Below are 17,084 nucleotides of genomic sequence, written 5' to 3' on the forward strand. Positions count from 1 at the left end.
GTGCGTTTCGGCTGCTCCCTCGCGGAATCCACCTCTACCCGGCCCGCACACGTGACCCTGTCATCCTGAGTCTTTCACCGTCCTGCGGCCGACCCTGAGGGATGAAAAAGAGGCTCGGGGGCGCCGTTTAGAATTAGACGAACTGGACTTTTTCTATTCAGGCCCAGGCGCACCGCACCGGCCCGTAAACCGTCCTTCGCGGGCCGAAGGATCTAGCCGCGGCCACGTACAAGCCAGGGCGCGGCAGCGGTCACTGGGTCCGTGGAACTCGGGCGCGGCGGAGGGTGGCGCCGGAACCTAGGGAACGGTGCCGACGCCCTGCGCGGGCGACTGAAGTCGCTGCAACAACCACACGAAGTCCGCCTGCGCGGACTGGCTTGCGGCGGTGTGATAATGGCTTGGGTGGCGCGCCCCGGCTTCGCGCCGCAGGTCCAGCAAGAAGATAGGCGACCTTCGGCAGGTCCGTTTCGCATGCAGGTGAAGCCCCCGACCGGGACGCGACAGCGGCTCGAGTCGGGGCTTTCCGCTGTTCTAGCGCGGGTTACCCCGCGCTTGGGACGGGCCCCTGCCTGCTTCATCGCGCTCTGGCGCGCTGGTGGTTCGGTAGACGGCAGGACACGGATCGGGTGCGTTTCGACTGTTCCCCGCACATGCCCCGGGCAGCCCCCTCTCCCCCGCTTCGCAGGGGAAAGGGAGAATTCGAGTGCGCCTGGGCTGGCCACGCGCACACTGCCATCCCATGCAGTCCGCGAAGGCGGACTTCGGGCCGTCTTTGCCGCGAATTTATTCGCCCCAGCAGAGCCGACGCCTCGGTTCCGGTGACCGTTGCCGTCCCCGCACGGGTCCTGCATGTTGGCCGCAGCCACTTCCCGACCACGACACCAGGACACGCGGATGATCAGGATCGTTCCGGCACTCGCTCTTCTGCTCCTGGCCGCCCCCGTGGCGGCACAGGAGCGCGCGTACTTTCAGCAGGGCGTCGACTACCGCATCGAGGCGACGCTGGACGAGGAAAGCGACGTGCTGCACGGCCGGGCGCGGCTGCGCTACACCAACCGTTCCCGGTCCACGCTCGACACGCTGTTCATCCACCAGCACCTGAACGCCTTTCGCCCCAACAGCGCCTGGGCCCGGCGCGAGCTGGAATACGGCGAGCGGCGCTTCACCGACCTGGGGCCGCAGGAGCACGCGTTCGAGCGCTTCACCTCGGTGACGGTGGACGGCGCCGCCGTGCGCCCCGCCTACCCCGGCGCGCCCGACTCCACCGTCGCCGCCCTTCCGCTGCCGCGCCCGCTGGCCCCGGGCGCGTCGGTGACGGTGGTAATGGACTGGGATGCGCGGCTCAGCACCCTTCCGCGGCGGCAGGGCAGGCGGGGGCGCCACTTCGACTTCGCGCAGTGGTACCCGCGCATCGCCGTATTCGACCGCACGGGCTGGGCGTACCAGGCGCTGCTGCCGCAGGGCGAGTTCTACGGCGAGTTCGGCCGCTACGACGTGACGCTTGACGTGGCCGCCGACCAGGTGATCGGCTCCACGGGGATCGCGGTGGAGGGGAACCCGGGCTACCAGAACGCCACGCTGGGCCTTTCCGTGCGCCCCGGCCCCGCGGACGGGCTGGGTCTGCTGGCGGGCGAGGCGGCGGCGGGGCGCAAGCGGGTGCGCTTCGTGGCGGACAGCGTGCACCACTTCGGCTGGAGTGCGGACCCGGCGTACATGCACGAGTTCGTGGAGCGCTCGGTGCTCGACGAGGCCAGGGGGATGCACGGCGTGGCGGGAATCCACGTGCTGTACCTGCCCGGCGACACCGCGTGGGACGAGAACGCCGCCACCCGGCGCACCTACGACGCGCTCACCTGGCTGGAAGGGGTGTTCGGCCCGTACCCGTGGCCGCAGCTCACCAACGTTCACCGCCTGGAAAGCGGCGGCACCGAGTTTCCCATGCTGGTGATGAACGGCTCGGCCAGCGAGGGGCTGATCGTGCACGAGGTGACGCACCAGTACCTGCACGGCATCCTGGCCAACAACGAGTGGCGCGAGGGATGGCTGGACGAGGGCTTCACCTCGTTCATGGTCAACTGGCGCCGCGAGCTGCAGGGCGACACCGCCGTCTGGCGCGGGACGATGGCGGGGCTGGAGCGGCTGGAGCGGACGGATTCCATCGAGGCGATCGGCCTGCCGGGCGCGGCCTTCTCGTCGCCCCGCATCTACAGCGCAATGACGTACACCCGCGCGTCGGCCGTTTTCCGCATGCTGCGCGAACTGGTGGGCGAGCAGACGTTCCGCCGGATCCTGCGGACCTTCTACGCGCGGCACCGGCTTCAGCACGTGACGGGCGAGGACTTCCAGCGCGCGGCGGAGGAGGTGAGCCGCCGCGACCTGGACTGGTTCTTCGGGCAGTGGATCGCCCGGACGGACCGGCTGGACTACGGCATCGCCCGGGCGAGCACCGCGCCCACGGGCGACGGGCGCTGGCGCACGCGCGTGGAGGTGCTGCGGATGGGGCAGGCGTGGATGCCCGTGGTGCTGCGCGTGGGCGACGCCACGCGTACCCTGGACTCGCGCGCCCGCCGGCAGACGGTGGAGGTCGTCACCCGTTCCCGCCCGGCCGAGGCCATGCTGGACCCCGAGTGGGTGCTGCTGGACCTGGAGCGCGCCAACAACCGCGCGGAGCTTCGCTGACGTGAACTGGATGCTGGTGGCGCTCGGCGGGGCCGCGGGCGCCGTCGCGCGCTACGCCGCGGGGCGGTGGGTGGGCGCGCCCGCCGGGGCCGGGTTCCCGTGGGCCACCTTTGGCGTGAACGTGGCGGGCTCGCTGCTGCTGGGCGTCGTGGTCACGCTGGTTCCCCCGGACGATCCGCGGCGCGCGCTGCTGGCGGTGGGCTTCTGCGGCGGGCTGACTACGTTCAGCACCTTTGGCTACGAGACGATGGTCCTGTGGCAGCACCGCGCGTACGGCGTGGCGGCGGCCTACGTGGGCCTCAGTCTGGTGTCCGGTTTGCTCGGTGTCGTGCTCGGAATGTGGAGCGCTACAAGGCTGGCGCCATGAGCGCGCATGTATTTTTTCCTGGCTCCGGTGCCGCTCACAGTGTATCTTTTCGCGGAGGATGATGAACCATGAGCAAGAGGAAGAAGATGCTCACCGCCGAAGAGATCAAGGCTGCCGCGCGTCAGATTCCGGAAGACGAGTCGAAGCCCGTGATAGACGGTCTCCAGGCCAGGCTGGAGGGCCGGCCCGAAACTGTGGATGATTGGGAAGATGAGTGGGCTGCCGAACTGGAACGGCGGATCGCTAAGGTAGATTCCGGGGAGGTCACTCCGATACCCATCGACGAGGCCATTGCGCGATGGGAATCGCTCCTGCGTTGAAGATCGTTGTGCATCCCGAGGCCGACATGGAAGTCGAGCAGGCGGTCGCGTTCTACAGAGAGCAGTCGGGAGAGTCTGCGGCCGCGGACGACTTCGTGGCCGAGATCAAGCATTTCCGCGGGCTCCTACGGGACAATCCGATGATTGGGAAGCCGTTTCGGCGGGTGGCGCGGCAGTTCGTCATCAAGCGGTTTCCATACAGTATCTTCTATCAGCTCCGGCCGGAGTCGATTCTGATTGCGGCGGTTGCCCACCACCGTCGGCGGCCCGGGTACTGGATGAAGCGTCTGCGGAACGGGTTCTGAGAGGTAGCCATTCCGCGGTGCGACCCGAGAAGCTCCTCGCGTGCCGGGGCGGGCGGGAACTGCTCGTCACGTCCTCGAAGTGAGCCGAGCGGTGACCCTCGGGTGTTTACCTTCCGCCGACGAAGAGAGGCGGTCCGGGCGTGCGTGCGGGCCGCAGCGGCGCGCCCAGCATGGCCGACGCGGACCCGCCGGGCGCGTAACCCGCGCCCGCAGGACGCCCGCACCTTTCCGGCGGGTAGGATTCTCGCAATGCATCCGCCCGCTCCGCCTTTCCAAACTCGAATCATGCAGGCCACATGCAGTTGCTTGCGATACGGCACGACCGAACCGTGGCGCGATGGATGTTGCGCCTCGCTGCCGTACTGCTGTCCCTGGTCTGTGCCGACCTTCACGCGCAGCCGTCGCGGGAGCGGCAGGCGGGCGTTCTGCTGCGGGTGGAAACGCCGGAGGGGCGATTCGCGGGCAACCTCGTCACTGCCTCGCCGGATACTGTCATCCTGCGATCGCCCGCGACGCCGGTGCTGTTCCGCATTCCCGTGCGGGACATCCTTCGCGTGGAGGAAGGCCTGGGGAGGCCTCCGCTCACCAGGCTGGGTGATCGAACGCGGACTGCAGGGCGCCGGGATCGGCGCCGTCGCCGGAGCGTTGTTCGGGCTGTACCTGCAGTCGGAGTCCGGCGCGAGCCTGGTGTGGTTCTCGACGCTCGTCGCCGCGGAGGTGGGTGCGATCACCGGCGGGGTCTCGGCGCTCACGGAACGGCGCCGGGAGCGATGGCGCGTGATCCAGCTTCCCATCGGCCCTCCGTGAGGCGCCTACCTTTCACCGCAGGCCCATCCCATGCGCGACATCCTGTGTATGATGCTCTTCTTCGCCGCGGTGGCGTGCGGCGGAGTCGCCGTGGTCTCGATCTTCGCTTCGGCGTCGGAAACGGCACCCGGAACGAGTTCGCGGAGCGCGCTGACGCGCGGCGCGTTCCTGGGCCAGAAGCGCTTCACCGAGCGGGGGCAGCGCCTTCGCCGGCGAGCCCTGATGTTTCAGCTGGCGGCAATGGCGCTGATGGTGATCCTCGTCCTGGCGTGCGCCGAGTTCTGAGTCGGCCGCCGGTTTTGTGGGGCGCTAGTCGCCGTCGGAGTAGCCCCACGGTGCGGGCGGCGGCGGGACGCGGCGGGTGAGGTCGAACTCCACGCGGAAGCGGCGGTCGGTGCCTTCGCGGCGCAGGGCGTAGGCGAAGCGCGCCCCCGGCACCACCTCCACCGTCCACACGTTGGTGACGGCCGCGGGAATGAGGGTGGCGGTGTGCGCGTCCGCATGGAATTCCTGCGTGGACGCTGTGCCCGGGCCGCGCGTGTCGCCGCCGTACTGCGTGACGCGGTCTTCGCTGCCGTCGGCGTGGCGGTGGTCGTGCTTCAGCCGAAGCCCGGCGGCCGTGCGGGTAATGATCCACGTTCGCGAGTGGTCGTCGCCCACGTGAAAGGGAACCTGCACCTCGGTTTCCGTACACCGGCGCACGTGCATCACCATCGGCTTGCCGGCGAACGCCGTGTCGGCGGGCGCGGAGCCCACCGCCATCCGTCCGCCGTACGCCCGCCCGCACAGTGCCTGCAGCGATGCCCAGAACGCGTCCTGCGGGGTGGCGGCGGCGGGTGCCGAGGCCCGGCATCCCATGAGCGCGGCACAGCACAGCACCATCATCGTTCCGCGCATCGATTCTCCACGTGGGGAATGTCCAGGACGGCGGAAGCGCCGGGCGGCGCTTCCGCCGCTCGTCAGGTGAAGTTGACGATGTCGGTGTACCAGAGGGCGAACAGCGCCAGGAGCACCAGCAGGAGCAGGAAGGCGACCATCCACCCGGTCTTGCCGCCCCGCCGCCGCACGGGGGCATGGTCGCGAGGATCGTGCACGGGGCCAGCATGCGCCCGGTTGTGCCCGGTGACGGCACCGGCCGGCTCACGGATTCCGCAGTGGGGGCACACCGCCGCCTCGCTGCTGACGCTTCCGCCGCATTCGCGGCACGGAACCATTGCCATCGCCACCTCCACCGTCTCGGGGAACCCGCGCATTTCAACGGGATCCGATGCGGGCAAGAGGTGGGCCGCCTGTCCGCTTCCGTGCCGCGCAAGACCTCGCATTTCACCCCCTACCCACGGGAGATCCGCGATGACACGCTTCGCAGTGAGCCTGGTGTGCCTCTCGCTGGCGATTTCAGAAGCCGCCTGTGCCGACACCGTCCCCGCCGCGCTGCCGGGGAGCACCGCGGCGGACACGACTGGTGCGCTCGCCGCGCAACGTGACTGGTGGCGCGCCTTCGCCACCGCTGACACGGCATACCTGCAGACCCACACGGCGCAGGATTTCTCGCTCACGCTGAGCAGCGGGCGGGCGTTCGACCGGGCGGCGATGCTCGAGCAGGCGGCAACCCACGTCAACGGCGGGCGCCTGGCCATGCAGTGGGCGGAGGAGTCGGTGCGCGTGGCGGCGCATCCCCTGGCGGTCGCCACCACCCGCGTGACGGAAACGGACGGGTCCACCTCCGCCGCCTACCGCTATCTGACCGTGCTGGAGCGCGGCGGCGGAATCTGGCGCGTTGCCGCGGCCCAGAGCACGCGCGAGCTGGTGTTCACGCCCCGGGTATCCGTCGACCGATCGGGTCCGCTCGGCGACTTCGCGGGGGGATACCGAACGCCGCGCGGACTGGTCCTTCGGGTGGAGGTGCGCGGCGCGGCGTTGGCGATGGTGGAGCCGTCCGGCGCCGAGATCCCGCTGGAGGCCATCGGCCCGGGGATCTTCGAGTTCCGCCAGCTGTCGCCCTCCAACGGTATGGTGCGGATGGTGTTCAGCCGCGACGCCAGCGGCCGCGTCGCCAGCATGACGCGGCTTATCAACGGCGAGGCGACGACGTTTCCGCGCATCCCCTGACGGCGACCTCTCAGGCTGGCGTCAGCCCGTGGCCGGGCTTTCCGTCCCATCCGCCGGCTCACGCGGAAGCAGCTCCATGCGGATGGCGTAGTCGTGGAAGCCCTGCGACCGCCAGAACCCGTGGCCGGTGTGGTTGCTGGCCAGCACGTCCAGCGTAACGCGGGCGTGCGGCGGGATCACCCGCGACAGCAGAACCTGGATGGCGCGCCGCCCCACGCCCTTGCCGCGGTGCTCCTTGAGCACGAAGAAGTGGCGGATGTACGCCGAATCTTCGTCCACGCTCACCATGGAATAGGCCACGGTGGCGCCCTCTTCCAAAAAGAGGACGGCCGTATAGTCGTCTTCGCGGATCCAGCGGAGCATGCGCTCCTCGAGCCGCCGCAGCGACATCCCTCCGCCGTCCCACTCGTCCTCGATCAGCTGGCGGTTGATGTCGGCCAGGAACGGCGCGTCTGCTTCTTCCGCGTACCGGAAATCCATCGTTCGTCCCGAAAATTGTGTTGAGTCGTCCCGCCTCCGCGGAGCGCGTTGGGGACGGCGGTTTTCGTGCCGCCCGCGCCCCAGCCGCGCCGGAAAGATACGCCCGGTGACAGCAGGCTGGACAGCGGCGACCCGGGTTGCGAACGACTGCCACGCCGCGAGCATTGAAGTTGAGAGTACCTCCGCGCTATCGTACTGCAGCCACGCTGGCTCACGCACGCGACGCGACGCACCGGAGATCCCGTTGGCCGATTCCCACGACTCCCCCTCGGGCACCGAACTGGACGCCGCCGCGCCCGCATCGGTGCCTTTTCGCGCCCCTGAGCGCGGGGCCTCGCGGGTAGACGACGAGCGGCTGACGGAGATCTTTGCGAACGCCCCCGCGCTGATCGCCGTGCTCCGCGGCCCGGACCACGTCTTCGAACTCGCCAATCCACCGTACCTGCGCCTGCTTGGCGGCCGCGACGTCGTCGGCCGGCCCGTGCGCGAGGCCGTGCCCGAGGTGGCGGAGCAGGGCTTTCTGGCCCTGCTGGATGGCGTGTACCAGAGCGGTGAGCCGTTCGTGGCGGTGGAGATGCCCATGCAGCTCCGCGTCATCTCCGGCGCTCCCCCCGAGGAGCGGTTCTTCAACTTCGTCTACCAGCCGCTGCGCGACGGTGATGGGCGCGTGGACGGCATCCTGGGCCACGGCGTCGACATCACCGACCTGGTCGTGGCCCGGCGCATCGCCGAAGAGCAGGCGGCGGAGCTGGAAGCCTCGGCCGACGAGCTGAAGACGGCGGGCGCGCGCCTGGCGGAAGAGGCACGGGAGCGGGAGCGCACGCTGGACCAGGCCCGCCGCCTGCAGCGGCTGACGGCGCTGCTGAACCAGGCGGTGAGCCCCGAAGCCGTGGCCGACGTGATCCTGGAGGGAGGGCTGGCCGCCACGGGTGCCGACGCCGCTTCGCTGGCCATCCTGCGGGCCGAGGCGGGGCAGTTCGAGATCGTGAGGACGGCCGGGTACGGCAAGGAGCTGGCGGACCGCTACCGCACCTTTCCGCTGGAGCCGGGGCGCCCGGTGTCGGAGGCGGTGCTGCGGCGCGAGATCATGCTGGTGGACTCGCCCGAGGCGTGGCGGGAGCGCTTTCCCGGGGCCCCCGAAGACCTCGTGCGGCTGGGATACCAGGCCTTCGGGGCCGTGCCCGTGGCCAGCGGCGAGCGCACCATCGCCGTGCTGTCGTTCAGCTTTCGCGTGCCGCAGGAGTTCGACGAGGCCACGCGCACCTTTCTGGCGACGCTGGGCGAGCAGTGCGGCCTGGCGCTGGAGCGCGCGCGCCTTCACGCGGCGGAACTGCACAACGCCGAGCGGCTGGCCTCGCTCCTGGAAACCATCCAGGATCCGTTCGCCGCGTTCGACCGGGAGCTGCGCTTTACCTACGTGAATCCGCAGGCCGAGAAGCTGTTGGGCAAGACCTCGGCGGAGGTGATGGGGCGCCGGATGGACGAGCTGTTCGCCGACGCGGCCCAGTCTCCCATGTACGCGGGCATCCACGAGACCGTCCGCACGGGCGAGCGAACGGAGGTGGAGGGGTTCAGCCCGGTGATCGGCCGGTGGGTGGAGGCGCGCATCTACCCCGCGCCGGACGGCGTGTCGCTGGTGTTCCAGGACGTCACCGAGCGCAGGCGCCGGGAAGAGGCCGCGTCGCTGCTGGCCGAGGCCAGCCGCGCGCTCTCGGCCTCGCTGGACTACGCGACCACCCTGCGCGCCGTCGCCCAGGCGGCGGTGCCTGCGCTGGGGGACTGGTGCGCGGTGGACATCCTGGCCAACCCGGGCGCGGAGGGCCCGCCGGAGATGGAGCGCGTCGCCATCTTCCACCGCGACGCCGCCAAGCTGGCCCTGGCGGAGGAGTTCACCTCGCTGTACCCCACCGACTGGTCGGGCGAGCAGGGGAGCGCGGGGGTGCTCAAGACCGGCACGCCCGTGATGGTGCCCCGCATCACGGACGAGATGCTGGCGGCCGGCGCCAGGGACGCGGAGCACCTGGCCATGCTGAGGCTGCTGCAGTTTTCCGCCTTCATCATCGTGCCGCTGGTGGCGCGGGGGCGCACCGTGGGCGTGCTCACCCTGTGCATGACCGAGTCGGGGCGCGGCTACGACGAGGCGGACCTGCGCGTGGCGGAAGACCTGGCGCACCGGGCGGCGATCGCCGTCGACAACGCGCGCCTGTTCCGCGACGCCGAGCGTGCCCGCGCCGAGGCCGAGGCCGCCAACCGCGCCAAGAGCGAGTTCCTGGCGGTGATGAGCCACGAGCTGCGCACGCCTCTGAACGCCATCGGCGGCTACACCGAGCTGCTGGCGATGGGCATCCGCGGCGCGGTGACGCCGGAGCAGGCGACGGACCTGGAGCGCATCCGCCGCAGCCAGCAGCACCTGCTGGGGCTCATCAATGAGGTGCTGAACTACGCCAAGCTGGAAACGGGCACCGTCCACTACGACGTCGGCGACGTGGACGCGCCCGGCGCCGTGGCCGAGGTGGAGTCGCTGGTCCTGCCGCAGGCCCAGAGCCGGCGCCACACGCTGGTGGCGGAGTGCGACGCGGGCGTGGTCGTGCGCGCCGACCCCGAGAAGCTGCGCCAGATCCTGCTGAACGTGGTGTCCAACGCCGTGCGCTTCACGCCGGAGGGCGGGCGCATCACCATCGGCGCGCGGACCGGCGGCGATGCGGTGGCGGAGATCACCGTCGCCGACACCGGCATTGGCATCCCCGAAGACAAGCTGGAGGCCATCTTCGAGCCCTTCGTGCAGGTGGGCCGCGGGCTGAACACCCCCGGCGAGGGAACGGGGCTGGGGCTGGCCATCAGCCGCGACCTGGCGCGCGGAATGGGCGGCGACTTGGTGGCCCGCAGCACCCCGGGGGAGGGAAGCGTGTTCACCCTCACCCTCCCGGCTGGCGGCTGAAAGTGAGGGGTGGGCGAGCGCACGGTTGTCATCCCGACGGAGCGGCCACGGTGAACCTGCCGGCGCACCGAAGCTGGCAGCGACCGAGGGATCCCACACACCGCGCGTTCCTGTTCGCCAGCAGCGGAAACACCGATTCCCAGGTGTTTTTCTTCGCAGGAAAGGGCGACAGGTTCGGCCCGGTACGGGAACCGGATCGGCGCATTCCGCGGATGCGGTGCGTCTCGCGGGCTGTGTGGCGGATCCCTCAGTCGCTGCGGTCTTTCGTGCAGGCGTCAGGTTTCGTGGGGCCGCTCCATCGGGATGACAATCGCGCCTCGTCGCGTGAGGCGCGCGTGCGGTGAAGGCCGGCTCTGAGCGGCTTCGCGAGCGGCGGAACGGGGCAAGCTGACCGTCCGCGTCTTCGGTTCGCGGCTTGCATCATGGAATGGTGGGCGCGCCGCGCACTCCTCCCAGGCGGGGCACGGCCGTTCGCGCCGTTCCCGCACGTCCCGTGTCGGCAGGGCGGACGGAGCGGGTGCAGGCGGACATCACTCGACATCGACGGCAAGGTACGATGCAGCACTCCGAGGACGAAGGACGCGAGACGGACGGCGGCAAGCGGCGGCCGATGCTCGCGGGGGTGGAGGTGCGCGAAGAAGACCTGGAGCCCACGAAGGGGCTCGAGGTCGCCACGGTCGTGGTGCGGGTGGCCGCCGCGGTGGTGCTGCTGCTGGCGCTCTTCCAGTTCGGCTACTGGTGGTTCGACCGGCCGCCGGGCGGCGTGGGGATGGGGCTGCTGATCGGCGACACCATCCGCCTGATCGTGTTCGCCGCGCTGCTGTGGGCGGGCGCCGACCTGGCGGGGGTGATGATCAAGACGCACTACGACATCCGCGCCTCGCGCATTCTGATGGCGCGGCAGACGTACATGATGAAGCAGATGGGCGTCGCCAAGGGCGCGCTCCCGCCCGAAGAGGCGGGCCATCGCCGTGCCGACGATGCCGACTAGCGGTACCCTGCCTTCCCCGACGGACTCCGCTCCGCCACCCGCGCCCGCCCTCGTACGGCGGGCGCCGGGGTGGCGCGTGCTGCCGCTGCTGGTGCTGGTGGCGGGGCTGGTGCTGTGGGCGTCGTCCAGCACGGGGCAGGCGGCCAACCCATTCCGCGGGCAGCGGCTGTACGTGGATCCGGCCTCGCCCGCGCGGCGGCAGGCGGTGGCGTGGCAGCGCTCGCGCCCCGCCGACGCCGCGCACATGATGCGCATCGCCAACCAGCCGCAGGCCATCTGGCTGGGCGACTGGATTCCCAACATCCGCGCCGAGGTGGACCGCCTGGTCACGCAGATCAGCGCGGCCGGGGCGCTCCCGGTGCTGGTGGCGTACAACATTCCCAACCGCGACTGCGGGCTGCACTCCCGCGGCGGCGCGCGCAGCGGCGACAACTATCGCCGCTGGGCCCAGGACTTCGCCCGCGGGCTGCGCGGCCGCCGCGCCGTGGTCATCCTGGAGCCCGACGCGCTTCCCTCGATGGACTGCCTGCCCCTGCGCCTGCGTGACGAGCGGATGGCGCTGATGCGCGAGGCGGTGCAGACGCTGACGGCGGGCGGCGCGGCCGTGTACATCGACGCGGGGAACGCCAACTGGCGGCAGCCGGCCGACATGGCGGCGCTGCTGCGGGGCGCGGGCATCGACCGGGCGCAGGGGTTCGCGCTGAACGTCTCCAACTTCCACAACGTGCAGGTGAACCTGACGTATGGCGACCGCCTGAGCCGGCTGGTGGGCGGCAAGCACTTCATCATCGACACCAGCCGCAACGGCCGGGGCACGCCCGTGGTGCCGGAGTGGTGCAACGCACGCAACCAGGCGCTGGGCCGCGCGCCCACCACGAACACCGGCCACCCCCTGGCCGACGCCTTTTTGTGGGTGAAGATGCCCGGCCAGTCCGACGGCAACTGCAACGGCGGGCCGCGCGCCGGCGCCTGGTGGCCGGACTACGCGCTGGAACTGAGCCGCGCCGCCGAGGCGCTGGGCAGCATGATGCCGCGCTGACCCGGGGCCGCATCACCCCGAAAAGAAGACTTTCTCCCGCAGCTGGTTTCGGTAGCCGCGGCTGCATGGTACGCGGTCTCCGTTGTCCAGGATGACGGTGTACTCCGCCCTCGACAGCGGCTCCACCGCCACGATCCGCGCAAGGCTGACGATGGCCGAGCGGTGGATGCGGATGAACTTGGCCGGGTCCAGCAGCATCTCTTCCAGGTCGCCGATGGACTGCCGCATCAGGCGGTCTCCCTCCACCAGGTGCAGCCGCACGTAGCTGCCTTCGGCCTCGATCCAGCGGATGTCGGACACGCGCACCACCTGGTAGCGCTCTCCCACCCGAATCGCGAACACCTCCGGGTAGGTTCCTCCCCTGGCTTCGGCCAGATACTCCTGGAGCACCTGCAGCCGCCCGTCGTCCTTCTGCCCGGCGGCGCGCAGCCGGGTTCGGGCGCGGTCCAGCGCCGCGAACAGCCGCTCGTCCTCGTACGGCTTCAGCAGGTAGTCCAGCGCGTGGGCCTCGAACGCCCGCAGCGCATGCTCCTCGTACGCGGTGATGAACACCACCAGCGGCATCCCCTCGGGCCCGATGGCCTGCAGCACCCCGAAGCCGGTGACCTCGGGCATCTGGATGTCCAGGAAGATCAGGTCCGGCTTGTCGGCCTGGATGCGCGCGATGGCCTGCGCACCGCTGGCGCACTCGCCCACGATCTCCACGTCGGGCTGCGTTTGCAGCAGGCGGCGGACTTCTGCCCGGGCGGGGGGCTCGTCGTCCACGATCAGCACGCGGATCCTGTCGCTCACACCGCCTCCAGCGCGGGGGCGGAGGGCTCCGGATGCACCGCGGTCCGCTCGGAGAACGGGATGCGGATGCGGGCCGTCGCTCCGCCGCCGGGCGTGGGCACCAGTTCGAAGGCGTGCTCCGAGCCGTACATCTGCCGCAGCCGCTCCCGCACGTTGGCCAGGCCGGTGCCGGTGCCGTCCTCCGGCCTGGCGTGCGCCGGGCCGACGCCGTCGTCCGCTACCGTCACTTCCAGGAACCCATCCACCCGCCGTGCGGAGACGACCACCTGGCCGGTGCCGCCGCGGGGCCGCAGCCCGTGCTTCACCGCGTTTTCCACCAGCGGCTGGATCAGCAGGTGGGGCACGCGCGCTCGCAGGGTGTCGGGATCCAGGGCGTACGTGATGCGCAGCGCCTCGCCGAAACGCGCCTGCTCGATCTCCAGGTACAGCCGCACGAACTCCACCTCTTCCTTCAGCGCCACCTCCTGCAGCCCGCCGCTTTCCAGCACCCGCTGCAGGAGCGCGGAAAGGTGGGCGACCACGCGCCGGGCTTCGTCCACGCGGGTGTGCATCAGCGACGACACGGTGTTCAGCGCGTTGAAGAGAAAATGGGGATTGAGCTCGGCCTTGAGCGCCTGCAGCTCCGCGTCGGTGCGGGCCAGTTCGCTTTCGGACAGCAGCGAGCGCAGGCGCAGCTCCGAGATTCGCTTTGCGTGATACTCCCGCGCGTAGATGAAGCCGTGCGCGATTCCCGCCAGCGGCGGGTACACGGCCAGGTCGCCCCAGTCCCAGTCGGAAAGGAACCCGATCACCACCTCTCCCCCTTCGATGACGTACCGCTGGAACGGATAGTAGAGCAGGCCGTTCAGCAGGGCCATGATGGCGGCACCGAGAAAGTGGAGAGCGATGCGGCGTGGCCAGTTGCCGTGGCGCACGGGATGGCGGGTGGACAGGAACCGGGCGGTCGCGGCCATGGAGGCCCACCAGACCGCCGCGTACGCCCCCATCCCGGCGACGTACACCCAGGCGGGCGCGGACAGCACCACGCGTCCCGCGCCGACGCGCAGGTTGGCGGTGTACAGCGTCAGAAGCGTGTAGAAGAGCGCGAACGCCGTGTACGTGCCCAATTCCAGGCTCCTGCCGATGGGTGTCCCGTCCTCCACCGCAGGCGCGGGCGCATCGGCCTGCGGCCGACCCGCCGGGCGGACCGGCGCGTCCGATGCGACGACCTGCGCCGGTGTGGATGGGCAGCTCAGCTCCAGCCGCACCCCGTCCGTACCGAGTGGAATCCGCTGGAACTCGTGCCCGGCGCCGTATCCCGCAGTCCACCGCTGCCCAGGCGCCGCGGCGTCGAGGGCGATGCCGTGGACATCCACGCGCATGCGGACCCCGTCGGGCTCGGCCTCGGCGGAGATCCGGATGGTCGAACTCCCCGCCTCTCCGTCCGGCAGGGCCTGGTAGACCATGGTCAGCAGGGACATGTGCGGCACCGGCATCTCCAGCACGGCCTGGTCCATCGCCCATTCCACCTCCAGGCCGGGGCGCCGCAGGGCTTCCACGCGCAGCACCTCGCGCACGAACTCCACCTCCTGCTCCAGCCGCACCGTCTCGGTGCGCGCGTGCGCCAGGGTGCGCCTGAGCACCGAACTCAGCGCAATCAGCAGGCGCTTGGCCGCCGCCACGTCGCGCCCGAGCAGCTCGCCGATGCTCGCGAGCGTTCCCGTCAGGAACCGAGGGCTCCACTCCATCTTGAGCGCGCGCACCTGGGCACGCATGCGGTTGGCCGTGCTTCCCGCCATTTCCGCGCGAAGCCGAAGCTCCTCGCGTTCCTTTTCATGGTATCGCTCGCCGTACAGCATCCCGTGCGCGAACACGGTGAAGACGACGAACTCGAAGGTCCTGTGCAGGTAGAACAGCCAACTGAACGTGCCATTCACCAGGTGCGCGACGAGAACCACCATCGCGTGCAACGTGGCGAGCACGCCCAGGAAGTAGCCGGCGTGCCGCGTCGTCCGGTGCCAGAGTGGAAACCGGCGGGTGGCCACGATGGCGACCAGCGGATACGCGGTGGCGCTCGCGATCCGCAGGAGCCACGCGCCTGTGTTCACGGGCGTGGCCGGGCCGGTGCGCGGGATTTCGGGGAGCAGCGTTACGCCGATGCCGCCGCGGAACAGTTCCGAGAGTAGCATCCAGACCAGGACGAGGAGCTGCACCTGCTCGAACGTGCCCAGACGCGGCCCGCGCCCTCTGGACGAGGAGCGTTGCGGGCGCGGGGGAGACGGGTTCTGACGTGGGGATGCGGGCACGGAACCGCTGGGCATCGAGGATCAGGGAGGTGGAGAGGAGAGTTGGACGGGCTCTGGCTCATGCCGCGGTTCCCCCTCCCCCGGCCCCTCCCCCGCAAACTCCGCGGGAGAGGGGGGAACTTCGGTCGGGGTTCGACGGGGTGCCTCGCATGCCGCGGGAGCCCCCTCCCCCCGGCCCCCGTCCCCCGCTGCGCAGGGGAGGGGGAGACCTGAATCGCGCTTCGGCTGGCCTCGCAGCGAAGCCGCGAGTGCCTGCGCTGGATCAGGTGCTGATGTGGCGCCATCACCGAATCCGAAGATCACACCCGGGACCCCGTTCCGTAAGGGCGGCGGCGGATCGGGGCCGGGTTCCGGGGCTGATTGTGGGCGCTCCAAGGGCTGTTTCGTCCGCCCGCCGTGCCCATCCGACAGGCGGATTGCACCATTCGTTTGCCGGATGTCACCGCCGGGAGCATCGATGTACAGGCAAGGCGAGAAAGCGGATAGACTTGAGCCATCGAAGCGGCTCGCCCACCGGCTGAAGGCACCGCTCTCATCACCAGCCGCAGCATCCGACCGAGACTTCCCGATGAGCTTCCGTTGCTTCCGCGCCGCCGCCCTCGCCGCCGCGCTCGTCACCACCGCCTGCGCCACCGCGCCGGCCTCCGCCCCCGCGGCCGGTCCCGCAGTAGTTGCGTCCTCCACGCCCAACCCCGTGGGCACGTTCAACTTTCGCTCGAACGTCCAGGGACGCGACTTCGACGGCATCATCCGCATCGCCCGCGCGGTAAGCGGTGCGTACACCGGCACCGTCACCACGCCGCTGACCGGCGAGCTTCCGGTGCGGTCGGTAGACGTGCAGGGCAGCAGCATCCGTGTCACCGCCCAGGGCCGCATGGGCGACGCCGTGCTCACCATGAACTTCACCGGCGCAAGCTTCACGGGCGACTGGACGTATGGCCCGTCGTCCGGCCGCATGACCGGCCGCGCGGCTCCCGCCTCCTGACGCACTCCCTCGTCATCCGTCGCACTGAGCTCATTCCCCGAGCAGGACCTCTCATGAACTTCGCATTCGCACGGCTCGCCGCCGTGGCGATCATCCTCACCGCCGCAATCCTCCCCCGCGCGGCGGCCGCGCAGGCGACCGATGCCTCGCCTGCGCACCAGGGCGTCATCGAGCGGGCGCGTTCCATGGCCCTCGCGCTCGTGGAGCGCGACACCCTGCCGGGGCTGTCCATCGCCGTGGGCATCGACGGCCGGATCGTCTGGGCAGAGGGATTCGGCTGGGCCGACGTGGAAGCGCGCAAGCCCGTGACGCCGCTCACCCGCTTTCGGATGGGCAGCGTCGGCAAGGCGATGACCTCCGCGGGCGTGGGGGTGCTGGTGCAGCGCGGGCGGCTGGACCTGGACGCGCCGGTGCAGTCGTACGTCCCCGAGTTTCCCGAAAAGCCCTGGCCCGTCACCACGCGCCAGCTGATGGGCCACCTGGGCGGCATCCGCCACTACGGCAGCGAGGCCGAGGTCCTGGGCGACCGGCACTGCAACGACGTCCGCGAGGGGATCGCCGCCTTCGCCGCCGATTCGCTGCTGGCCCGCCCTGGCACGCGGTACAGCTACTCCAGCTTCGGCTATACGCTCGTGAGCGCCGCCATGCAGGCCGCCGCCGGGGAGCCGTACGCCGACTTCATGCGCCGCGAGGTGTTCGCGCCGCTCGGGATGGACCGCACCATCCCGGAGCCGCCGGGCGCGCCGCATCCCGAGCGGGCGGACCTGTACGTCCGCTCCTCGGGGCTGGTGCCCGCGCCCCATGATGACGACAGCTGCGTGCTGGCGGCCGGCGGCTTCATCTCGACCCCCTCTGACCTGGTGCGCTTTGGCTTCGGGATGATGAACGGCCAGCTGCTGGCGCCGGCGACGCGGCAGCTGCTGTGGACGGCGCTTCGCCTGGAATCGGGCGCATCCACCGGGTACGGGCTGGGCTGGTTCGTCCGCG

General features: G+C 70.5%; 17 protein-coding genes. 12 read left to right on the top strand and 5 right to left on the bottom strand.

All coding sequences use genetic code 11. From position 1 onward, the window contains the following. Window positions 1-894 precede the first annotated feature (894 nt). The 6 genes from VIB55_RS16660 (at window position 895) to VIB55_RS16685 (ending at window position 4,763) form a co-directional block, all read left to right on the top strand. Window positions 895-2,679 (top strand): M1 family metallopeptidase, encoded by a 1,785-nt coding sequence (locus tag VIB55_RS16660; protein WP_331877796.1) that lies wholly within the window; start codon window positions 895-897, stop codon window positions 2,677-2,679. A gap of 10 nt (window positions 2,680-2,689) precedes the next feature. After that, window positions 2,690-3,046: a fluoride efflux transporter CrcB gene (gene crcB, locus VIB55_RS16665; protein WP_331877812.1), complete on the top strand. Its 357-nt coding sequence runs from the start codon at window positions 2,690-2,692 to the stop codon at window positions 3,044-3,046. Window positions 3,047-3,114: 68 nt separating this feature from the next. Continuing rightward, entirely contained in the window at window positions 3,115-3,366 is a 252-nt protein-coding gene (locus VIB55_RS16670) for an addiction module protein (protein ID WP_331877797.1), read from the top strand. After that, window positions 3,363-3,671: a type II toxin-antitoxin system RelE/ParE family toxin gene (locus VIB55_RS16675; RefSeq protein ID WP_331877798.1), complete on the top strand. Its 309-nt coding sequence runs from the start codon at window positions 3,363-3,365 to the stop codon at window positions 3,669-3,671. The genes VIB55_RS16670 and VIB55_RS16675 overlap by 4 nt, the downstream gene beginning before the upstream one ends. A 594-nt stretch (window positions 3,672-4,265) precedes the next feature. After that, a complete protein-coding gene (locus VIB55_RS16680) occupies window positions 4,266-4,478 on the top strand; it encodes a hypothetical protein (protein WP_331877799.1) in 213 nt (70 codons plus the stop codon). A 30-nt stretch (window positions 4,479-4,508) separates the two neighbouring features. Further along, window positions 4,509-4,763 (top strand): hypothetical protein, encoded by a 255-nt coding sequence (locus VIB55_RS16685; protein WP_331877800.1) that lies wholly within the window; start codon window positions 4,509-4,511, stop codon window positions 4,761-4,763. Window positions 4,764-4,787: 24 nt separating this feature from the next. Here the strand turns inward: VIB55_RS16685 and VIB55_RS16690 are convergent, their stop codons facing one another. Beyond that, window positions 4,788-5,375 (bottom strand): hypothetical protein, encoded by a 588-nt coding sequence (locus VIB55_RS16690; RefSeq protein WP_331877801.1) that lies wholly within the window; start codon window positions 5,373-5,375, stop codon window positions 4,788-4,790. 62 nt (window positions 5,376-5,437) lie between these two features. Then, complete coding sequence (locus tag VIB55_RS16695) at window positions 5,438-5,698, bottom strand: hypothetical protein (protein WP_331877802.1); 261 nt, start codon at window positions 5,696-5,698, stop codon at window positions 5,438-5,440. A gap of 130 nt (window positions 5,699-5,828) precedes the next feature. Here VIB55_RS16695 and VIB55_RS16700 point away from each other — a divergent pair, with 130 nt between their 5' ends. After that, the gene (locus VIB55_RS16700) at window positions 5,829-6,587 is read left to right on the top strand and encodes a nuclear transport factor 2 family protein (RefSeq protein ID WP_331877803.1); all 759 of its coding nucleotides are present in this window, start codon (window positions 5,829-5,831) and stop codon (window positions 6,585-6,587) included. Window positions 6,588-6,608: 21 nt separating this feature from the next. Here VIB55_RS16700 and VIB55_RS16705 read toward each other — a convergent pair whose 3' ends face one another. Next, window positions 6,609-7,067, bottom strand: coding sequence for a GNAT family N-acetyltransferase (locus VIB55_RS16705; RefSeq protein ID WP_331877804.1), 459 nt, complete (start codon window positions 7,065-7,067; stop codon window positions 6,609-6,611). A 244-nt stretch (window positions 7,068-7,311) separates the two neighbouring features. Between VIB55_RS16705 and VIB55_RS16710 the strand changes: the two genes are divergently transcribed. From VIB55_RS16710 to VIB55_RS16720, 3 genes are all read left to right on the top strand, one after another. Next, window positions 7,312-10,005, top strand: a complete 2,694-nt coding sequence (locus VIB55_RS16710) for an ATP-binding protein (protein ID WP_331877805.1) — start codon at window positions 7,312-7,314, stop codon at window positions 10,003-10,005. A gap of 556 nt (window positions 10,006-10,561) precedes the next feature. Further along, complete coding sequence (locus VIB55_RS16715) at window positions 10,562-10,996, top strand: hypothetical protein (protein WP_331877806.1); 435 nt, start codon at window positions 10,562-10,564, stop codon at window positions 10,994-10,996. 76 nt (window positions 10,997-11,072) lie between these two features. Further along, window positions 11,073-12,035, top strand: coding sequence for a glycoside hydrolase family 6 protein (locus tag VIB55_RS16720; protein ID WP_331877807.1), 963 nt, complete (start codon window positions 11,073-11,075; stop codon window positions 12,033-12,035). A 12-nt stretch (window positions 12,036-12,047) separates the two neighbouring features. Here the strand turns inward: VIB55_RS16720 and VIB55_RS16725 are convergent, their stop codons facing one another. Together VIB55_RS16725 and VIB55_RS16730 are read right to left on the bottom strand one after the other, a co-directional pair. Beyond that, window positions 12,048-12,827: a LytTR family DNA-binding domain-containing protein gene (locus tag VIB55_RS16725; protein ID WP_331877808.1), complete on the bottom strand. Its 780-nt coding sequence runs from the start codon at window positions 12,825-12,827 to the stop codon at window positions 12,048-12,050. Beyond that, entirely contained in the window at window positions 12,824-14,995 is a 2,172-nt protein-coding gene (locus VIB55_RS16730) for a histidine kinase (protein WP_331877809.1), read from the bottom strand. Before VIB55_RS16730 ends, VIB55_RS16725 begins: the two co-directional genes overlap by 4 nt. 685 nt (window positions 14,996-15,680) lie before the next feature. On the opposite strand from VIB55_RS16730, the gene VIB55_RS16735 reads away from it, so the two are divergent. Further along, window positions 15,681-16,097 carry a hypothetical protein gene (locus VIB55_RS16735; RefSeq protein ID WP_331877810.1) on the top strand — a complete coding sequence of 139 codons (417 nt, stop codon included), beginning with the start codon at window positions 15,681-15,683 and terminating at the stop codon, window positions 16,095-16,097. A 53-nt stretch (window positions 16,098-16,150) separates the two neighbouring features. Then, window positions 16,151-17,084: serine hydrolase domain-containing protein (locus VIB55_RS16740; protein ID WP_331877811.1), on the top strand; the 934-nt coding region annotated here is incomplete at its 3' end.

It is taken from the genome of Longimicrobium sp. (genome assembly GCF_036554565.1).
GTDB lineage: Bacteria > Gemmatimonadota > Gemmatimonadetes > Longimicrobiales > Longimicrobiaceae > Longimicrobium.